Source organism: Mycolicibacterium sp. XJ662 (assembly GCF_053484035.1).
Genome location: NZ_JBEFTL010000006.1, coordinates 16,380 through 34,655, shown reverse-complemented (window position 1 = coordinate 34,655; position 18,276 = coordinate 16,380). Strand labels below are relative to the sequence as shown.

At 69.9% G+C, this 18,276-nt stretch carries 10 protein-coding genes; 1 reads left to right on the top strand and 9 read right to left on the bottom strand.

The window, feature by feature from the left end:
* Nucleotides 1-38: 38 nt before the first annotated feature.
* On the bottom strand, nucleotides 39-1,070 hold the full coding sequence (hrcA, locus tag ABQE93_RS17210) for a heat-inducible transcriptional repressor HrcA (protein ID WP_448409417.1): 1,032 nt from the start codon (nucleotides 1,068-1,070) through the stop codon (nucleotides 39-41).
* A gap of 147 nt (nucleotides 1,071-1,217) precedes the next feature.
* Between hrcA and ABQE93_RS17205 the strand changes: the two genes are divergently transcribed.
* Nucleotides 1,218-1,532: a type II toxin-antitoxin system VapB family antitoxin gene (locus tag ABQE93_RS17205; protein ID WP_448409455.1), complete on the top strand. Its 315-nt coding sequence runs from the start codon at nucleotides 1,218-1,220 to the stop codon at nucleotides 1,530-1,532.
* Here the strand turns inward: ABQE93_RS17205 and ABQE93_RS17200 are convergent.
* From ABQE93_RS17200 to ABQE93_RS17165, 8 genes are read right to left on the bottom strand one after another with little or no spacing between them, the layout of a single operon-like run.
* Entirely contained in the window at nucleotides 1,515-2,159 is a 645-nt protein-coding gene (locus ABQE93_RS17200; protein WP_448409418.1) for a DUF998 domain-containing protein, read from the bottom strand. The two genes, ABQE93_RS17205 and ABQE93_RS17200, sit on opposite strands and share 18 nt — an antisense overlap.
* Nucleotides 2,160-2,177: 18 nt before the next feature.
* The gene (locus ABQE93_RS17195; RefSeq protein ID WP_448409419.1) at nucleotides 2,178-2,393 is read right to left on the bottom strand and encodes an MbtH family protein; all 216 of its coding nucleotides are present in this window, start codon (nucleotides 2,391-2,393) and stop codon (nucleotides 2,178-2,180) included.
* Nucleotides 2,371-3,687 (bottom strand): NADPH-dependent L-lysine N(6)-monooxygenase MbtG, encoded by a 1,317-nt coding sequence (gene mbtG, locus ABQE93_RS17190; protein ID WP_448409421.1) that lies wholly within the window; start codon nucleotides 3,685-3,687, stop codon nucleotides 2,371-2,373. The genes ABQE93_RS17195 and mbtG overlap by 23 nt, the downstream gene beginning before the upstream one ends.
* Nucleotides 3,684-8,018 carry a non-ribosomal peptide synthetase gene (locus ABQE93_RS17185; protein WP_448409423.1) on the bottom strand — a complete coding sequence of 1,445 codons (4,335 nt, stop codon included), beginning with the start codon at nucleotides 8,016-8,018 and terminating at the stop codon, nucleotides 3,684-3,686. The genes mbtG and ABQE93_RS17185 overlap by 4 nt, the downstream gene beginning before the upstream one ends.
* Entirely contained in the window at nucleotides 8,015-13,111 is a 5,097-nt protein-coding gene (locus tag ABQE93_RS17180) for a non-ribosomal peptide synthetase (RefSeq protein WP_448409424.1), read from the bottom strand. The genes ABQE93_RS17185 and ABQE93_RS17180 overlap by 4 nt, the downstream gene beginning before the upstream one ends.
* Entirely contained in the window at nucleotides 13,104-16,061 is a 2,958-nt protein-coding gene (gene mbtD / locus ABQE93_RS17175) for a mycobactin polyketide synthase MbtD (RefSeq protein ID WP_448409425.1), read from the bottom strand. The genes ABQE93_RS17180 and mbtD overlap by 8 nt, the downstream gene beginning before the upstream one ends.
* On the bottom strand, nucleotides 16,061-17,371 hold the full coding sequence (locus ABQE93_RS17170; RefSeq protein WP_448409426.1) for a beta-ketoacyl [acyl carrier protein] synthase domain-containing protein: 1,311 nt from the start codon (nucleotides 17,369-17,371) through the stop codon (nucleotides 16,061-16,063). The genes mbtD and ABQE93_RS17170 overlap by 1 nt, the downstream gene beginning before the upstream one ends.
* On the bottom strand, nucleotides 17,361-18,107 hold the full coding sequence (locus ABQE93_RS17165) for a thioesterase II family protein (RefSeq protein ID WP_448409428.1): 747 nt from the start codon (nucleotides 18,105-18,107) through the stop codon (nucleotides 17,361-17,363). The genes ABQE93_RS17170 and ABQE93_RS17165 overlap by 11 nt, the downstream gene beginning before the upstream one ends.
* Nucleotides 18,108-18,276 lie beyond the last annotated feature (169 nt).

The window sequence follows — 18,276 nt, the reverse complement described above, 5'->3', positions numbered from 1 at the left end:
GCCTGACCTGCCTGTCTATGCCTCTGTTGGTGCCGAAACTATCGGCTGCCTAGGACTTCACCGATATAGAGAGCAACCGCAGCGACATTAGCGATAGTTCCCGGATAGTCCATCCGGGTGGGTCCCAACACTCCCATGCCGCCGTACACCTTGCCCGCACTACCGTAGGTGGTGCTCACCACCGAGGTGCCCGACATCTCCTCGGCCTCGGTTTCGTGGCCGATGCGCACGGTCACCTTGCCCGCCTCCTGCTGCGCGGCCAGCAGCCGCAGCACCACGACTTGTTCCTCCAGCGCCTCGAGCACCGAGCGCAGCGAACCGCCGAAGTCGGCGGTGTTGCGGGTCAAATTGGCGGTGCCGCCCAGCACCAGCCGCTCGTCGCGGTGTTCGACGAGGGTCTCCACCAGCACGGTGGCGGCGCGCCCGATCGCGTCGGACAGCCCGCCGGTGCCGTCGAGCTGGGCCGCGAGCTCCGCGACCGCGGCCGATGCGGCGGCGAACGGTTTACCTTCCAGGGCCTGGCCCAGCCGGTCGCGCAGCTGGATCAGCTCGTGGTCGTCGATGGTGTCGCCGAGCTCGACGATGCGCTGGTCGATGCGCCCGGAGTCGGTGATCACCACCAGCAACACCCGCGCCGGGGTGAGCGGCACGACCTCCAGGCGGCGCACGGTCGACGTCGTCAGCGTCGGGTACTGCACGATCGCCACCTGCCGGGTCAGCTGCGCCAGCAGCCGCACGGCGCGGCGCAGCACGTCGTCGAGGTCGACACCGGACTCCAAGAACGACAGGATCGCGCGTCGTTCAGCCGACGACAGCGGCTTGACCTCGTTGATCCGGTCGACGAACTCGCGGTAGCCCTTCTCGGTGGGCACCCGGCCCGAGCTGGTGTGCGGCTGGGCGATGTAGCCCTCGGCCTCCAGGACGGCCATGTCGTTGCGGACCGTCGCGCTGGACACCCCGAGGTTGTGCCGCTCGACGAGGGCTTTGGATCCGATCGGTTCCTTGGTGGCCACGAAGTCAGCGACGATGGCGCGCAGCACCTCGAACCGACGCTCGTCGGCACTCCCCATGGTTCACCTCCAATTCCCCGTCCAGTTTACGGTCATCAGCAGCGGTGATAGCCGCCGACGCAGTAGGCCTGGCCAACCGCTGCCGTGCGATAGCCTTCGCAACGTGAAGCGGTTGCCCGAAGGGTGCACGCGCAGGACGGCACGGCGGTGATCTTCAAAGGGGTGCGCGAGGGCCGCCCGTACCCCGACCACGGGTTGTCCCATCGGCAGTGGGCCAAGATTCCGCCGCGGCAGATCCGGCTCGACGAGTTGGTGACGACGACGACCGTGCTGGCCCTGGATCGGTTGTTGTCGGAGGACTCGACGTTTTACGGCGACCTGTTTCCGCATGCGGTGCGCTGGAGGGGCGTCGTCTATCTGGAGGACGGGCTGCACCGGGCGGTGCGGGCGGCGCTGCGCAACCGCACGGTGTTGCACGCGCGGGTGTTCGACATGGACATGCCGTTAGCGCAGCAGATCTGACCGCATCCACAGCACCAGGGCGCTGAGCAGTTGCCAGAGCAGGATGGTGTACACGCAGGCGCGTTCGACGAGCCCGACCGGCGCGTAGTCGACCGCCCAGTCGTTGTAGTTCTGCAGCATCGCGAAGATCACGATCCCCGCGACCCCGATCGACAGCCCGACCGGCCGATACCACCGCGCCGCGGTGGCGCGCGCGACGACGACGGAGCCGGCCAGCGCCGCGGCGTTTCCGCCGAGGATCGCCAGGACCGCGCCCAGCACGTGCAGCCACTCGTAGCCGTTCGTCCACAGCGGCGAGCCGCCATGCACCACACCGACCAGGAAGTTACCGACCGCGTTGAGCGCCACCAGCACGACGAGCACCGCGCTCATGCGGCCCCGCACCGCCCTGGCGATCAGCACCGCGCCGAGCAGGAACAGCACGCCCTGCAGATAGAAGGCCGCGTTCATCAGGTACGCGCGCGGGGACCACGCCGGCACACCCAGCGAGCTGATGTAGTGCTCGGTGTAGCTGTAGCCGGTCAGCGCCGCGGCGGCCAGCGCCTCCAGCACGACGTAGCCCAGCGCCGCGGCGGTCCAACACGCCGCGGCTACCGCCGGCGTCGTGCGCCGCGTCGCAATTGCCACCGCACCAACGTAGAGCAGCTACCCCGCGTTGATCGCTGCCTGCAGGCTGCGCGGGCGGATGTCGGGCCAGTTCTGCTCGACGTAGGCCAGGCAGTCGGTGCGGGTGCCCTCGCCGAAGACGACGCGCCATCCGGCGGGCACGTCGGCGAACGCGGGCCACAGGCTGTGCTGGTCCTCGCCGTTGACGAGCACGACGAACGTGGCGTCGTCGTCATCGAATGGGTTGGTGCTCATCGCTTCTCCTCGCTGATCGGTCGGCGCGCGCGTCGGCTCCGGCGAACTCGGCGCCGAGGATGCGGTCAGACAGCAGCCCCAGACACGACAGGTTGGGGAAGCCGGGCCCCTGGGTCAGCCCGGACAGGCCGGGCAGAAACAGCTTCGGGGTGATGTTGGTGACCGCGAGGTCGTGACCGATGGCCTCGGCCAGCGCGTCGGTGGTGAGCGGGCCGCCAAGACCGAGTTCGAGCAGATCCAGCGCGTCCTGGCCCAGCAGCGGCACGAACCACGCCGCGTCGGCGCCCGAGCCGTCGATCACCAGATCGAAACCGTGCACGGTCTCCAGCTTCTCGCCACCCTGATTGGTGCTGAGCGTCAACCGGATTCGTCCGTCGCGGGCCACGGCGTGCGCGACCCTGCCCCGCAGGTGCCGGATCCGGTCGTCGGACAGCAGCGCCTCTTGCACCCGCGCGGAGAACACCCCGCGGTCGGTGCGGATCATCGCATCGCGGCGTTCGGCCATCGTCAGGCTGGTCCAGCCGGTGGGGTCGGAGAACAGGCTGTTCTCGAAGAAGCCCTCACCCCTGGTGAACAACGTGACCTGCGGTGAGATCACGGTGATGGTCGAAACCCGGTGCCGGAACAGCTCGTTGAGCATCGACGCCGCGGTTTCACCACCGCCGATCACCGCGACGCGCTCGGCGGTGATCAGCTCGCACTGGGCGGCGCGGTGCCAGAACTGGGCGATCGACAGCACCCGCGGGTTGCCGGGGAGGATCGACCGCTCGGGCTGCCCCGGTCCGGTGATCATCAGGGCGTCACCGTGCACGGTCTGGTCGGCGGTGTGCAGGGCCCAGCGCCGCTGCCCGTCGGCGCCGGAGTCCACCGAGATCTGCTGCACCTCACTGAGAACCACGTTCATCGCGATGTTGTCGGCGACCCAGCGCAGGTACTGGCTCCACTTCTTGTGGGTGGGTGCGGGGCGACCGCGGTCCACCCATTCGGCGAACTGGCCGGTGCTGATGAGGTAGGACTGCCAGCTGTGCCGGGTCATCCGCTCGTCGAGTTCGGCGTTGCGCCGCGGCACCATCGAGGACCGGTAGGGGAAGCCGACGTCCTTCTCGGGGCCGGTGCCCAGCCGGTGCTGACCGTCGGTCCAGCCGCCGTCGGCCTGCCAGTTGGCCGCCACGCCCGTGCGTTCCACGGCCACGACGTCGGGTACAGCGACACCCATGTCGCGCAGTACGGCGGCCTTGGCGGCGACTGCGACCGCCTTGGCTCCCGCACCGACGACCGCCAATGTCGGGGTCATGACACCACCTCTCCTAGGCTTTCCTGCCACATCGACTGAAGGACCGCGACGTCGTCGGCGGACAGAATGTCGGGCAACGTACGCCACTGCGTGGCCAACACCGGGGCATCGCTTTCGCCGAGCACCGCCGCCACGATCGTCAGCTCATGGCGCACCGCGAGATCCGGTTCCGGCAACGGGGACACACCTTTCAACAGCTCGCGATCCAGCCTGACCACACCGCCGTCGAGTCCGACGTGGATGCGGCCCAGGAAGTTCAGCAGCAGCTGAGGTTCGCGGTAGCCGCGCAGCCGTTGCGCGGTGTCCGGGCGCAGGTACCGCAGCAGACCGTAGTCGATGCCGTCGCCCGGTATTGCGGTCAGGTCCTTGTGCGAGCGCACCCGCAGGGGGTAGATCGCGGTGAGCAGTCCGACGGTGTCGGAGGTGTCCGCGCCGGCGATGACGCCGTCGGCGCGGCCGTGGGTCTCCAACGCCAGCAGCGGCGGTGTCACCTGCTGTCCGCGGTGCCGTCGCCAACGGGTGACGGTTCTGGCGGCGGCGTCTGCCAGCAGGTGCGGCGTCGGAACGCCCGACGACAACAGCCGGGCGCTCACATCGGCGTCGGTGACCGAGACGGCGACGACGACGTCGCCGACCCGGTCGGTCTGCGGGCGCACCCGGCGCGCGCCGAGAGCCGGGTCGTCACCGTCGAGTTGGGCGGCCCAGAAGTCGGAGGTCTGCAGCCCTTTCGCGCGTTCGGCGAGCAGACGCGACCACCGGCGCAAGGGGGTGTGTTCGCGGATCGGCGCCGGCGCCATGCCTGCGGAGACGGCGTGGCACGCGGCGTCGAGCTCACCCAGCACGATCCGCCACGACGCCGGATCCAGCGCGAGGACGTGCGCGGTGAGCACCAGCACGCCGGGTCCGTCGGGTTGGCGCAGCCACACCGCGCGCAACATCGAACCACGTTGCGGGTCAAGGCGTTGCACGGATTCCGCGGTATGGCGGGCGACTGCCTCGGCCAGGTTGCCGTCGACCGACGCTTCGGTCAGGATCTCACCCGGCTCGTGGGCGACCAACGTCATCGCGTCGACGTCGAGCCGGCAGCGCAGCGCCTCGTGCCCGGCGACGACGGCGCCCAGCATCGCGCGCAGTTGTTCGCCGGTGATGGTGTCTGGCAGCCAGATCGCCTCGGTCTGCGCCAACCTACGCGGATCGCCGTGTTCGTAGAGCCAGTGCGCGTTGGGCAGCACGGGAATCGGCCCGGTGTCGCCATCGTCATCGTGTTCGACGCCGGCCGACTCGTTGTCGATGGCCGCGGCGAGGTCGCGGATGTTGGCGCATTCGAGCATCAGCCTGGCCCGCAACGCAATTCCGCGCCGCCGCGCGGCCTGCACCACCGAGAGGGCCACGATGCTGTCCAACCCGAGCGTGAGAAAGTCGGCGGCGACGTCGATTTCGGCGCCGTCCAGCAGCTCGGTGAGCAGCTCGGCGAGCGCGGTCTCCGTTTCGGTCTCCGGTGCGGCCGACGGGGCGTCGTCGACGGTGATGGTGGCCAGCGCGGCATCGTCGACCTTGCCGTGTGACGTAAGCGGCAGCTGGTCGACGACGACGATGCCGTGCGGAACCATGTAGCGGGGCAACCGCTTTGCCAGCAGGCCGCGCAGCTCGGCCACCGCCGGTGCGGGTTCGGCGGCGACGTAGGCGACCAACCGCGGACCCCAGCGCTGGTGGCGCACCGCGACGTGGGCGGTGCGCACGGCCGGGTGGCTGTGCAGCACCGCGGCGATCTCGCTGGGCTCGACGCGGAAACCGCGGATCTTCACCTGCGCGTCGGAGCGCCCGAGGAACTGCAGCGCGCCGTCGGCCTGGCGGCGCACGACGTCGCCGGTGCGGTACATGCGCTGGCCGGGCACAGACGGGTCGGCGACGAACCGGCTCGCGGTCTCCCCCGGTCTGCCGAGATACCCGCGGGTCAGTTGGGCGCCGGCCAGGTACAGCTCACCCGGTACGCCGTCGGGCACCCGGCGCAGCCAGGAGTCCAGCACGTAGGCGCGGCTGGGCGCGGTGGGCCGCCCGATCGTGGGCTGCTCGTGGTCGGCGATGGTGGCGACCACCGCCTCGACCGTGGTTTCGGTTGGGCCGTAACAGTTGTGGGCCGCCATCTTCGTGCGTGCGCATTCGTCGCGGATCAGGTTCCACGCCGGGATTCCGACGGCCTCCCCGCCCAGCGCCAGCACGGCGAGCGGCACGGTGGTGAGCAGGCCTGCGGCATGCAGTTGGGCGAACATCGACGGTGTGGTGTCGATCATGTCGATGCCGTGCCGCCCGATCGTCTGCACCAGCGCCTCGGCATCGCGTTGCACGTCGTCGTCGACGATGTGCACGGCGTGCCCGTCGAGCAGCGCGGCCAGCGGTTGCCAGGCGGCATCGAAGGTGAATGACCAGGCATGCGCCACCCGCAGCTTGCGGTTCAGCCGGGTTGCGGCCGGCTGCAGCATGTTTCGGATGTGGTCGTCGGCGTAGGCCAGCACGGCCTGATGGGTGCCGACCACTCCCTTCGGCCTGCCTGTGGTGCCCGAGGTGAACACGACGTAGGCGGCCTGCCCGGGATGCACGGCCGCGGGTACGAAGTCGCTGTCGGGCTCGTCGGCCGCCGCGGCGATCAGCGCGTCGTCGACGACCACCGTCGCGCCGCACTGCTGCAGGATGTCGGCGATGCGGTCGGCGGGCATCGACGGGTCCAGCGGCACGATCACGGCGCCGGCCTTCAACACCGCGAGCATCGCGACCACATACTGCGGACCGCGGCCCAGGTTGATCGCGACCGGATGTTCGGCGCCCACGTTGCGCCGGGCCAGCGCGGCGGCCAGCCGGTCGGCCGCCGCGTCGAGTTCGCGGTAGGTGTATTCGCCGCCGGACCAGCTCAGCGCTGGCGACGCGGGCCGGCTGTGCGCGATTTCGGCGAAGGCGGTGTGCACGCCGAGTTGCGTTGGCGTGTCGACGGTCTGGGCCGGCGGCTGTGCCTCACCGTCGAGCAGCACACCGACGTCGCGCAGCGGGCTGTCCCAGTGCGGGATCAGGCGTTGCACGGTGGCCAGCAGGCGCTGTCCCAGCGATTCGGCGCTCATCGGGCCCAGCGCACCGTCGATCGCCTCGACCAGCACCGTGAGCTGGTCGTCGACCATGTGCGCGGCGATGGTCACCGGGAAATGCGACAGGCTTTCCAGCGCAGCGGGACGGAAGGTGGCGCCGTTGGCGGTGAAGTCGCCGCCGCCGACCAGCCCGCCCGGCGGAAAGTTCTCGTAGACCAGCAGGCTGTCGAACATCTCGCCGATGCCGCCCAGCGCGCGCAGTTCGGCGTGCGGCACGTAGCTGTGATCGCGCAGCGCGGCGGCTTCGCGCTGCAACGCGACGCATTGCGCACCGACCGACGCCACCGGGTCGAGCCGCACGCGCAGCGGCACGGTGTTGATGAAAAGCCCGACCATCGTCTCCACACCGGTGAGCTCGTCGGGTCGGCCCGACACCGTCACCCCGAACACCACGTCGCTGCGGTCGGTGAACGCGGACAGCAGTGTGGCCCAGGCCATTTGCACCAGGGTGTTCACCGTAACGCCGCGGTTGCGCGCGGCGTCGGCAAGCGTGGCGGTGGCGTCGCGGTCCAGCTTGAGTTCGGTGCGCCGGGGCGCTCCGGCGGGCGGCTCGCCTGCGGCCAGCGCGGGCGTCAACAGCGTCGGCCCATCGAGCCCGTCGAGGTGTTCGCGCCACAACGCCCGGCTGGCGTCCTGGTCGCGGCCCGCGAGCCAGCCGATGTAGTCGCGGTACGGCCGCGGGGGCGGCGGCAGCGCGGCGGGGTCGCCGCCGGAGCGGTACAGCGTGATCAGCTCGCCGACGAACAGCGGCAGCGACCAGCCGTCGATGATGATGTGGTGGGCGACGATGACCAGACGCCAACGCGCGCCGGGCAATTCGATGAGCAGGAACCGGATGGCCGGTCCGCGCTCGAGGTCGAACGGGCGGCGCCGTTCGTCGGCGTCGAGGGCGTCGAGGGCGTCGGCGGTTGCGATGACCTTCCGCCACGGAACGTCGACGCGGCTGGGCACCACCTGCACCGGCCTGCTCGAATTGGCCTGCAGAAAACTGGCTCGCAGGTTGGGGTGGCGGTCCAGCATCGCCGCCGCGCAGTCGCGCAGCAGCGCGGTGTCCAGCGCGCCGCTGATGTCGGCGGCCATCGCGATCACGTACGGATCGTCGTCGGCGCTGAGCTTCGCCATCGAGAACAGCCCCTGTTGCAGTGGGCTGAGCGCCATCACGTCTTCGATGGCCGCCTCGGCGTTCGTCGTGGTCACGGAGCACCGTCGCGCGACGCCGACCACATCGACGTGACGGCCGCCAGTTCGTCCGGTGACAGCCCGGAGGTCGACATCGGCTCGTGGCGGGTGTCGCCGGTCTGTGGGGTGTCGGCGGCCTCGTCGACCTTGGCGGCCAGTTCGGAAACGGTGGGGTGCTCGAACACCATGCGCGCGGTCAGCGCCAACCCGGTGTCGCGGGCGCGGGCGGCGACCTGCACGGCCAGGATCGAGTCGCCGCCGAGTTCGAAAAACCCGTCGGTGCGGTTGACCTCGGCGACGCCGAGCACCTCGGCCAGGATCGTGGCCAGCGCCCGCTCGGTGTCGGTGCGCGCCGGTTCGGCGGGTCCGGTGGGGGCCGACGGCACCCGCACCTCGGGTTCGTCGACGATCTGGACGGCACCGTCCTCGGTCCACCGGCCCCGCTGGCCGCGGGCCACAAGCTGCGTGCCGTTTCCGTCGGTGACGTGGTCGTAGACGTCGCCGACGACCCCGATTGCGACGGGGTCGTGCCAGCCGTCGAGGATGCTGGTTTGTGCTGCGGCGCTGAACTGTTCGACCTTGTCCAGCTCGGCACGGTCGGCGATCTGCACGTCGCGCACCCGTTGGTCGGGATCGTCGGCGAACGCGGCCAGCACCCGGCCCAGCCAGCCCACCAGCCGTTGCACGGTCTCGCGGCGGTACAGGTCGGTGCGGTAGATGACGTGGCCGCGGTACCCGTCGTCGACGCCGAAGAAGTTGACCGACAGGTCGGCGTGCGCGACGTCGAACGGTGGCTCCAACGCGGTGAACGTGGTGTCGCCGTCCGCGGTCGACTCGATCGGCTGGTCGACGGGCAACCCATCCCGCACGTGCACGACGACACCGAACAGCGGGTTACGCGACAGCGACCGGGTCGGGCGCACCGCGTCGACCACCTGGTCGAACGGAAGGTCCTGGTGTGCATAGGCTTCCAACGCGGTGTCACGGGAGCGGCGCAGCACCTCGCGCAGGGTGGGGTTGTCGCGCAGATCGTTTCGCAGCACCACGATGTTGATGAAGAAGCCGATCAGCTGATCCAGTTCGGCCTCGGTGCGACCGGCGACCGGGGTGCCCAGCGGAACGTCCGGCCGCTCACCGGCTTTGTGCAACGCCACGGCCACCGCCGACTGCAACAGCATGAACTCGGTCACGCCGAGGTCCTGGCTCAATGCAGTGAACTTCGCGCGGGTCGCGGCGTCGATGTGGAACTCGACGGCATCACCCTCGCCGCTGAGCACCGGCGGGCGCGGGAAGTCCGTTGCCAGACCCGGATCCTGCGGCAGGTCGGCGAGTTGGGAGCGCCAATACTCTTTCTGCGCCGCCGCCGGGCCGTCGGTGTCGGCGAGCAGGCTCGCCTGCCATGCCGCGTAATCCGCGTACTGCACCGGCAGCGGCGCGAACTTCGGCGCCTGACCGGCCCGGCGGGACCGGTAGGCGGTCAACAGGTCGGTGAACAACACCATCGCCGACCAATGGTCGGAGGCGATGTGATGCACCACCAGCGACACCACGTGGGTGTGCGGCGTCGACAACACCGCTGCGCGCACCGGTAGGTCGCGTTCGAGGTCGAAGATCTGGCGTCGTTCGTGGTCGAGTTCGGTTTGCAGCCAGGCGTCGTCGGCGCCCTCCGCGCGGCGCACCGCCACCTGACCGGGTTCGGTGACGATCTGGTAAGGCACGCCGTCGATTTCGCGGTAGGTGGTGCGCAGCACCTCGTGGCGGGCGACGACGTCGCGCACCGCGGCCACGAACGCGTCGGCGTCGCAGGGGCCGCTGATGCGGGCGGCGAACGGGATGTTGTTGACGGGGTTGGGTCCGTCGATGCGGTACTGGAACCACATCCGCAGCTGTGGCGCCGACAGCTGCAGCGGGCCGTCGTGCGGGATCGCGACCAGCGGCGGGCGCGCGGAGCCGGCCGATGAGGTCGCATCGATCCGCTCGGCCAACGCGGCGACGGTGCCGAGCTCGAACACCTCGCGGACACCGATGTCGACGTTGAACTGCGAGCGCACGGCCGCAACGAGTTTGGTGGCCAGCAGCGAGTGCCCGCCGAGGTCGAAGAAGGAGTCGTCGGCGCCCACCCGGTCACGGTCGAGCAGTTCGGCGAACAACTCGGCGACGCGTTGCTCGGTTTCGTCGGCGGGTTCGCGGTACTCGGCACCGGTACCGCCCAGCGCGTCCATATCCGGTTCGGGCAGCGCGGCCCGGTCGATCTTGCCGTGGGCGGTGATCGGGATCTCGTCGACCACAACGTATGCCGCCGGTGTCATGTACTCCGGCAGCGCGGCGGCCACCCGGTTGCGGATGCGATCGACGTCGACCACCTCGGCGTCGGAGCCCGCGGTCAGATAGCCGACCAGGCTTCGGCCCAGCCCCGGCAGATCGCAGGCCAGCACGACGGCCTGACCGACGCTGGGGTCCACCGAGATCGCGGCGGCCACTTCACCGAGTTCGATGCGGAAGCCGCGGATCTTGACCTGTTCGTCGGCGCGTCCGACGAACTCGATATCACCGTCGGCGTTGCGGCGCGCCAGGTCCCCGGACCGGTACAGCCGCCCGCCGGGCGTGAACGGGTCGGCGACGAACCGCTCGGCCGTCAGCCCCGGACGGTCGTGGTAGCCGAGCGCGACATGGGTTCCACCGATGTAGATCTCACCGATGACGCCCACCGGAACCGGCTGCAGCGCGGCGTCGAGCAGATGAATCTGCGTGTTGATCTTGGGGGTGCCGATCGGCACGATGCGGGTGCCCTGGGCGCCTTCCACCTTGTAACGGCTGGCGTTGATGACCGTCTCGGTGGGGCCGTAGAAGTTGTGCAGCAGCGCGTCGAACGTGGCGTGGAACTTGTCGGCGAGTTCACCGGGCAGCGCCTCACCACCGATCGGCACCCGCTGCAGGGTGCGCCACTGGTTGACGCCCGGCAGCGACAGGAACAGCCCCAGCAGCGACGGCACGAAGTGCATCGAGGTGATGCCCTCGTTGTGCAGCAGGTCGGTGAGATAACCGATGTCGCGCAGGCCGTCGGGACGCGGGATCACCAGCCGCCCACCGCATGCCAGCATGCCGAAGATCTCGCCCATCGACACGTCGAAGCTGGGCGAGGCCACCTGCAGCAGCCGTTCGCGATGGTCGATCTCGTACTCGTCGGCGAACCACACGAAGTACTCGGCGACCGGACGGTGCGGCACCGGCACGCCCTTGGGCAAGCCGGTCGAACCCGACGTGTAGATCAGGTAGGCGGTGCTCTGCGGGCTCAGTGCGCGCACCCGGTCGGTGTCGGTCGGGTTGTCGGTGCGGTATCCGTCGAGCCCGGTGACCGGTTCGCGCAGCACGAGTTTCGGGTCGGAGTCCGACAGGATGAACGTGAGGCGGTCCTCGGGGTAGGTCGGGTCGACGGGCAGGTAGATCGCGCCCGCCTTGATCACCCCGAGCGCGGTGATCACCAGCTCGGGTGAGCGGTCCAGCAGCACCGCGACGCGGTCCTCGGCGCCGATACCCTTCTCGATCAGCCAGTGCGCCATCTGGTTGGCCGACTCGTTGATTTCGCGGTAGGTGTACTGACGGCCCTCGTAGACCACGGCCACCGCGTCGGGAGTGCGATCGACCTGCGCCTCCACCAGCTCGGTCAACGTCTTTGCCGGGGTGTGGAATTCGTCTCCTGCCGACACGTCACGCAGCCATGCCATGTCGGCGGGACCCATCACCGCGAGCTCGCTGATCGGCTTCCCGGCGTAGCTCAACGCGTCATCGAGCAGCACCGCGTAGTGGTCGAGCAGCTGGCGGGCCAGCGTCGCGTCGAGCACTTCGATGAGGTACTCGGCCTCCACCACCACATTGGGGCCGTCGAACTCGACCATGAAGGCCAGCGGCAGTTGGGTGAACTGACCACGCAATTCGGCGCGTTCGCAGGTGATGCCCGGCGGGGTGAAGCCGGCACCGTCGGCGCCGCGGGCCCCGAACGCGACCCGGGTCATCCGCTCCACTCCGTGGCGGCGATCGGGGTTCAGTTCGCGAACCACCCGGTCGAGGTTGGCGCGTTGGTGCGCGAACGCGCCGACGGCGGTGTCCCGCGCGGCCGCGAGTACGTCGCGGAAGCTCTGGCGCGGTTGTGGGCGCAGCCGCAACGCGACGGTATTGCCGTAATAGCCGATGACGTCGTCGAGTTCGGCGGGCCTGTTGAGCACCGGCGTGGCGACCAGGAAGTCGTCGGCGTGGGTGTAGCGGTGCATCAGCACCCCGAACGCGGCCAACAGCACCATGTAGGGCGTGGCTCCGGATTCCTTGGCCAGCTTGGCCACCCGCTCGGTGGTCTGCTCGGACAGCGTCAGCGTGCTGCGCTGCGAGCGCCAACTGGTCGGGATCGCCGAGCCGTTGGGTCCGGGCAGCTCGAGGGGTTCGGGCGGATCCGCCATCACCGCGCGCCAATAGTCGAGGTCTTCGGCGCTGGGTTCGTCGTCCACGGCGGGCACCGGGGCCGGGCCGGGCAGTGGCTCGCCGTTGTAGGCGCGGGTGAGGTCGCCGAAGAACACCGGCCAGCAGCCGTCGTCCCACGCGATGTGGTGGGCGACCAGCAGCATGACGTGTTCGTCGGCGCCGGTGCGGACCACGGTGATGCGCAACGGCGCATCGGTGCTCAGGTCGAACGGCGCGTTGAACTCCCGCTGCGCCAACACCTCCAGGCGCAGCCGGCGGGCGTGCTCGGAAAGTTCGGAGAGGTCGTGCGCCGACCAACCCGGTGTCAGCTCGTCGTGCACGGTCAGCTGCGGTTCGCCGTCGTCGTCGGCGGAAAAGGTGCTGCGCAGCGCGGGATGGCGGGCCGCGACGGCGTTGACGGCGTCGTGCAGCCGTGACACGTCCAACGCACCGGTGAGCCGGTAGGACAGGCAGACGTTGAGGATCGCGCCGGTGGGATCGGCCATCTGGACGAACCACATGCGGCGCTGGCCGTCGGACAGGCCGGCCGCGCCGGTCTGCTGGTTCGTCGACCGCAGCCCCCGCTCGGCGAGCCTGCGCCGCAACAACTCCAGCCGGCGCTGGTCGAGGTCGTCGCGGAGATCAACTGTCTCAGTCACGCGTGGTTTCCACCTTCTCTGTGCCTGTCGGAGAGTCCAGGCTGTCGATGAGTTCGCTGGCTGTGATGCCGCCGAGGAGGGTCGCCAGCGCCACCTTCGTGTTGGTCATCTTGAGCAGCCGCTTGCGCAGGTCCAGTGCCAGAAGTGAATCCAGGCCCAGGTCCAGCAGCGACATGTCGGGGTCGATCGTGTGCACGTCGAGCTTCAGCACGGCGGTCAGCGCGGCCAGTACACGGTCGGCAACGCCCGCGTCCGCATCGATTTCGACTGCGGGTGCTGGTGACTCGTTGACCGCGCTGTTGTCGAGGAAGACCCGCAACCGTTCGGGGTCGGCGGCCATCAGCAGCGGATCGGCGTCGTAGTCGCACAGGCTTGCCGCGACGGCTAGCTCGGGTGCCATCGGCAACAGTCCGGCGCGTTCGATGTCGCCCACCCCGGCTTGTCCGGCGATCCCGCTGCCGCGCTGCGGATCACCGGCCCACAGCCCGTATCGCACGGCCACACAGTGGTGGCCCTTGGCGCGCAGCTGGCCGGCCATCACGTCGAGCATCCGGTTGGCCGCGGAATAGGCGCCGTGGCCGCGGCCGCCCCACACGCCGGATATCGACGAGCACACCACGATCCGAGCGCCGGTGCGCAACGGCCAACTCGCCATCATCCGGGCCAGGCCGTGGACCTTGGCGGTCGCGGTGTCGGCGAACGCGGCGCCGGTGATGCCGGTGCGTTCGGCGAATGTGGCAGCACCCGCAGCGTGGATGAGCAGCGTCGCACCCGCTCCCGCGTGCTTTTGGGCTGCGGTCGAAAGCTGCTCTGCGCAGGTGATATCGCATCGCGCATCGACGATTTCGACACCGGGCGAGCCGAGTTGGGCTTTGGTGGTCTCGTCGATGCCGCTGCGGCTGAGCAACACGATCCGGCGGGCGCCGCGCTCGGCGAGATGGCGGGCGAAGTGCAGGCCGACGTTTCCGTTGCCGCCGGTGATCACCACGTCGTCGAGCACACCGTCGCTCAGGGGCCACGGTGTGGCGGCCTGTACGGATTGCGCCACCGTGCGCACGTACGTCGTTCCGTCGCGTACCGCCGCGTCCTGCCCGTCGCCGAGCACCGCGTCGACCGCGGCCGCGGCGGTGGCGTCGTCGATCTCCCAGGACGGCAGATCGATGCGCCGAAACCTCTGGTCGGGGTGTTCGAGACCGATGCTGCGGTGCATCGCGGCCAGCGCGCTCTGGACCGGTAGGGCCGCGGGGTCGTCGAGGCGGACGTGCTCGCCGCCGACGGTCACCAAACACACGGTGGCGCACTCTGATCCGGCGGCTTCAGCGTAGTCGAGCAGTCCGGCGTCGACGAGCTTGGCGATCTCCTGTGTGGCCAGTTCGGCGTCGGGGTGGTCGAGTACGGGAGCGACGGCGACGAGCACGTCGGCATCGGCGGGCGCGGCGGGCTGTGCGCCGGGATGACGCTGGACCGCGTCGCGCAGCCGGTCGCCAAGATGCCCGGTGGGTCCCACCAGCTCGACCACGGCGATACGCCGCACCGCGTCACCGGCGGGTGTGGTTGCCCTAGGTACCCACTGTTCGGCCGCGACGGTGAGCCCGGGTATCGGGGCAAGCGGTTGCGGCGTCGCCCACAGCCGCACAGACCGCATCGGCGCGTTCGGAAAGCCGGGTAGCACAGCGACATCGGTGTCGACCAGCTCGGCCCAGTGGAAGCCGGGGTCGGCGACGGCGGCGGCGACGATGGCTGCCGACACGGCGTCGCCGAACGGCTCACCGCGCTGCCCCGACCCGACGATCAGCGGCGGATCAGCGGACCCGTCGGTGAACAGGTCGCCAAGCGCGAACAGCAGCGACGGATGTGCCGACAGTTCGACGAACCTGGTCGCGCCGCGCTGGTGGGCCGCGACGGCGGCGCCGTCGAATCGGACGGTGTTGCGCAGGTTGCGGTACCAGTAGTCGACGAAGTCGGTGCCGGCCGCCACGATGTCTGCGGTGGCCGAGCCGATGAACTCTGCGGCGCCGGAGGTGAATTGGCCGTGTGGTAGCAGCGCGGTGAGAGCGTCGCGTAGCGGTTCGAGCGCACTGGTGTGGCCGGGATAGTTGACGTCGAGCGTACGCACGAACAACCCGCGTTGCGTGGCCGCGGCCACCAGCGTCTCGACGGCGGCGGTGTGTCCCGAGACCACCACCGAGGACGAGGAGTTGACCGCCGAGATCTCCAGCCAGCCGTCGACGGTGGCGATCAGGTGCCGGGCGTCGTCGACGCTGGTGCCCAGCACCGCCATGCGGTAGTCGCCCGATAAGGTGTCGACCACCTCGGCCCTGGCGATCACGGCGGCCGCGGCGTTGGCGAGCGTCATCGCGCCTGCGATGTAGGCGGCGGCGATCTCGCCGAGGCTGTGTCCCACCGCGATAGCGGGTTCGATGCCGCAGGACCGCCACACCTGGGCCAGCCCCGCCGCGTGGGTGAACTGCGCCGCCTGGATCTGCACCTGGTGCCACTCGCCGCCGTAGGCGTCGGCGATCAGGTACGGCAGCGGGGACGGTTGCCCGGCGGCCACGAACGCCGCGGCGCACCGGTCGACTTCCGCGCGGTACACGGGTGACTGGTGGTAGGCCTCGACGCCCATCGACGGCCATTGGTTGCCTTGCCCGGGGAGAACGAACGCCGTTCGGGCGGCGGAGGTTTCCGAGGACCGGGCCACCAGCGGATGGTCCTCACCCGTGCTCAGCGCCCGCAGCCCGTCGGCCAACTCGTCGATGTCGGCCGCGCGTAGCACCGCGCGGTGCCTGCGCAGCCTGCGGGTGCGCAGCAGGGTGGCGGCGACGGCGGCGATTTCGGGGCCGCGGTCCAGGTAGTGCAGGATCGCCTCGGCGTCGGCCGCGATCAACTCGTCGGCGTGCGCGCTGAGCACCACGGGCACCCGCCCGTCGGGCAGCCTGCGACATTGCATCAGGCCGCCTCGCTTCCGCGCTCGGGAATCGAGACGATCACGTGGGCGTTGGTGCCGCTCATGCCGAAGGCGCTCACCGCGGCCAGCCGCTGGCCGTTGACCGCCGGCCAGGGGGTCAGCTTGGTCGCCAGCCGCAAACCTTGGCTGTCCCAGTCGATTTCGCGACTGGCGTCGTCGGTGTGCAGGGTGGCCGGGACGGCGGCGTGCTCTGCGGCGACCAGGACCTTGGCCAGACCCAACCCACCGGCGGCCGCCTGGGTGTGGCCGATGTTCGACTTCACCGAGCCCAACAGCCCGCCGCGGCCGGGTGCGGTGGCGCCGTAGGTCTGCGCCAGCGAGATCAGCTCGGTGCGGTCGCCGAGACGGGTTGCGGTGCCGTGGCCTTCGATCATTCCGATGTCTTCCGGACACACGGCGCTCTGGTCGATGGCACGCTGGAACAGCCGGGCTTGGGCCGTTCCACTCGGGGCGGTCAGGCCGACCGATCGGCCGTCCTGGTTCAGGCAGGTGGCGCGCAACTCGGCCAGCACCCGGCGTCCGTCGCGCAGTGCGTCGGTGCGGCGTTGCAGGACGAAGATCGCCGCCCCCTCTGCCCACACCGTTCCGGAGGCGTGTGCGCTGTAGGGGCGGCAGTGGCCGTCGTCGGAAAGCGCGTGCTGCTTGGAGAACTCGACGAAGAAGCCCGGCGAGCCCATCACGCAGACACCGCCTGCCAGCGCCATATCGCAGTCGCCGGACCGCAGGGCCTGGCTGGCCACATGGATCGCGGTCAGCGCCGACGAACACGAGGTGTCGATGGTCAGCGCGGGTCCGGCCAGCCCGAGCGTGTAGGCGATCCGGCCCGAGATCGGCCCGAGCGCGGTGCCGGCCATGAGATGCCCTGTGAGGTCGGTGAAGTCGGCCAGATCGGGTCCGTACCCCATCGTCGATGCGCCGACGTAGCAGCCGACGTCGGCGCCGCTGAGGTCGTCGGGGTTGATGCCGGTGTTCTCCAGTGCGCGCCAGGCCACCCGCAGCGCGACCCGCTGCTGCGGATCCATCGCGACGGCCTCACGTGGTGAGATGGAAAAGAACTCGGGATCGAATGCGGCTGCGCCGGTGAGGAATCCGCCCAGGTCCTGGATCGGCTTGAACCCGTCGCGCCGTGATCCGTCGAGCACGTTGCGGATCGCCCAGCCGCGGTCGCGGGGAAACGGGCTCAGCGCTTCGCGCTGTTCGGCGAGCAACGCCCAGTACTGGTCGGCGGTTTCGACTCCGCCGGGCGCCTCGAGCGCCATACCGACGATGACGACAGGGTCGCTAGCTGTCATTGATCAGCTCCGCCACCGTGTCGATGTGACCGTCGAGGTAGAAGTGGCCGCCGTCGAACAGCGTGAGCGTCACGGCCTGCTCGGTGTGGACTTCCCAGCGGCGCAACATGTCCTGGCTCACCCGGTGGTCGTCGTGCCCGCCGAGTAGGTGGATGTCGGCGCGGATCTTGCGGTCGGGCCCGCACGCGTAACGGTTGAACGCCTCGTAGTCGGCGCGCACCGCGCGCACGAGCAGTTCGATGAACTCGTCGTCGTCGAGGAGCCGCGGGTCGGTGCCGCCGAGGTCGACCATGTTGGCGACGACCTCGGCGTCGGCGGTTGGCAACCGCGGTGAGGTGACGACCGTGTGCGGCGCCTGGCTGGCCGACACCCACAGCTGGTCGACGTCGACGCCGTGGGCTTCGGCGACGCGGGCGAACTCGAACGCGATGATCGCGCCCATGCAGTGGCCGAACAGCCGCAGCCGACCGAGTCGCGTCCAGTCGCCTGCGGCGAACAGGTCGGCGGCCAACTGTTCGACAGTGTCGGGGGCCGGATGCGACAGCCGGTCGGCGCGTTGCGGGTACTGCAGGACGAAGGCGTCGCTGCCGTGGGCGGCCAACGCCGACGCGAACGCGCGGTAGGCCGCCGCGGCACCGCCGGCGTGGGGGAAGACCACCGTCGCGCCGTCGGCGCGCTGGCCGGGCGAGCGTTTGATCCAGGGCGCGAAGGTCAGTTGGCGCTTTTCGTCGATCATCGTCGCGCTGGCGTCGCGTCGGCTCCGCGGCAGTGGACAGCCTGATTCTCCGCGGCGATAACGGTCATCATCCCTCCACGTTTAATTAGCCCAGGCTGCCCTAAGTTAGCGGTGACGTTACCTTATCTTCGGCTCACCGAACACGCCTACGCCCCGGGCGCTATCCGGT

Excerpts from the sequence above, each read along its gene's own strand:
- hrcA (WP_448409417.1), bottom strand. The coding sequence starts at position 1,070 with ATGGGGAGTGCCGACGAGCGTCGGTTCGAGGTGCTGCGCGCCATCGTC.
- ABQE93_RS17195 (WP_448409419.1), bottom strand. The coding sequence starts at position 2,393 with ATGAGCACCAACCCATTCGATGACGACGACGCCACGTTCGTCGTGCTC.
- mbtG (WP_448409421.1), bottom strand. The coding sequence starts at position 3,687 with ATGACCCCGACATTGGCGGTCGTCGGTGCGGGAGCCAAGGCGGTCGCA.
- mbtD (WP_448409425.1), bottom strand. The coding sequence starts at position 16,061 with ATGCAATGTCGCAGGCTGCCCGACGGGCGGGTGCCCGTGGTGCTCAGC.
- ABQE93_RS17170 (WP_448409426.1), bottom strand. The coding sequence starts at position 17,371 with ATGACAGCTAGCGACCCTGTCGTCATCGTCGGTATGGCGCTCGAGGCG.
- ABQE93_RS17165 (WP_448409428.1), bottom strand. The coding sequence starts at position 18,107 with ATGATCGACGAAAAGCGCCAACTGACCTTCGCGCCCTGGATCAAACGC.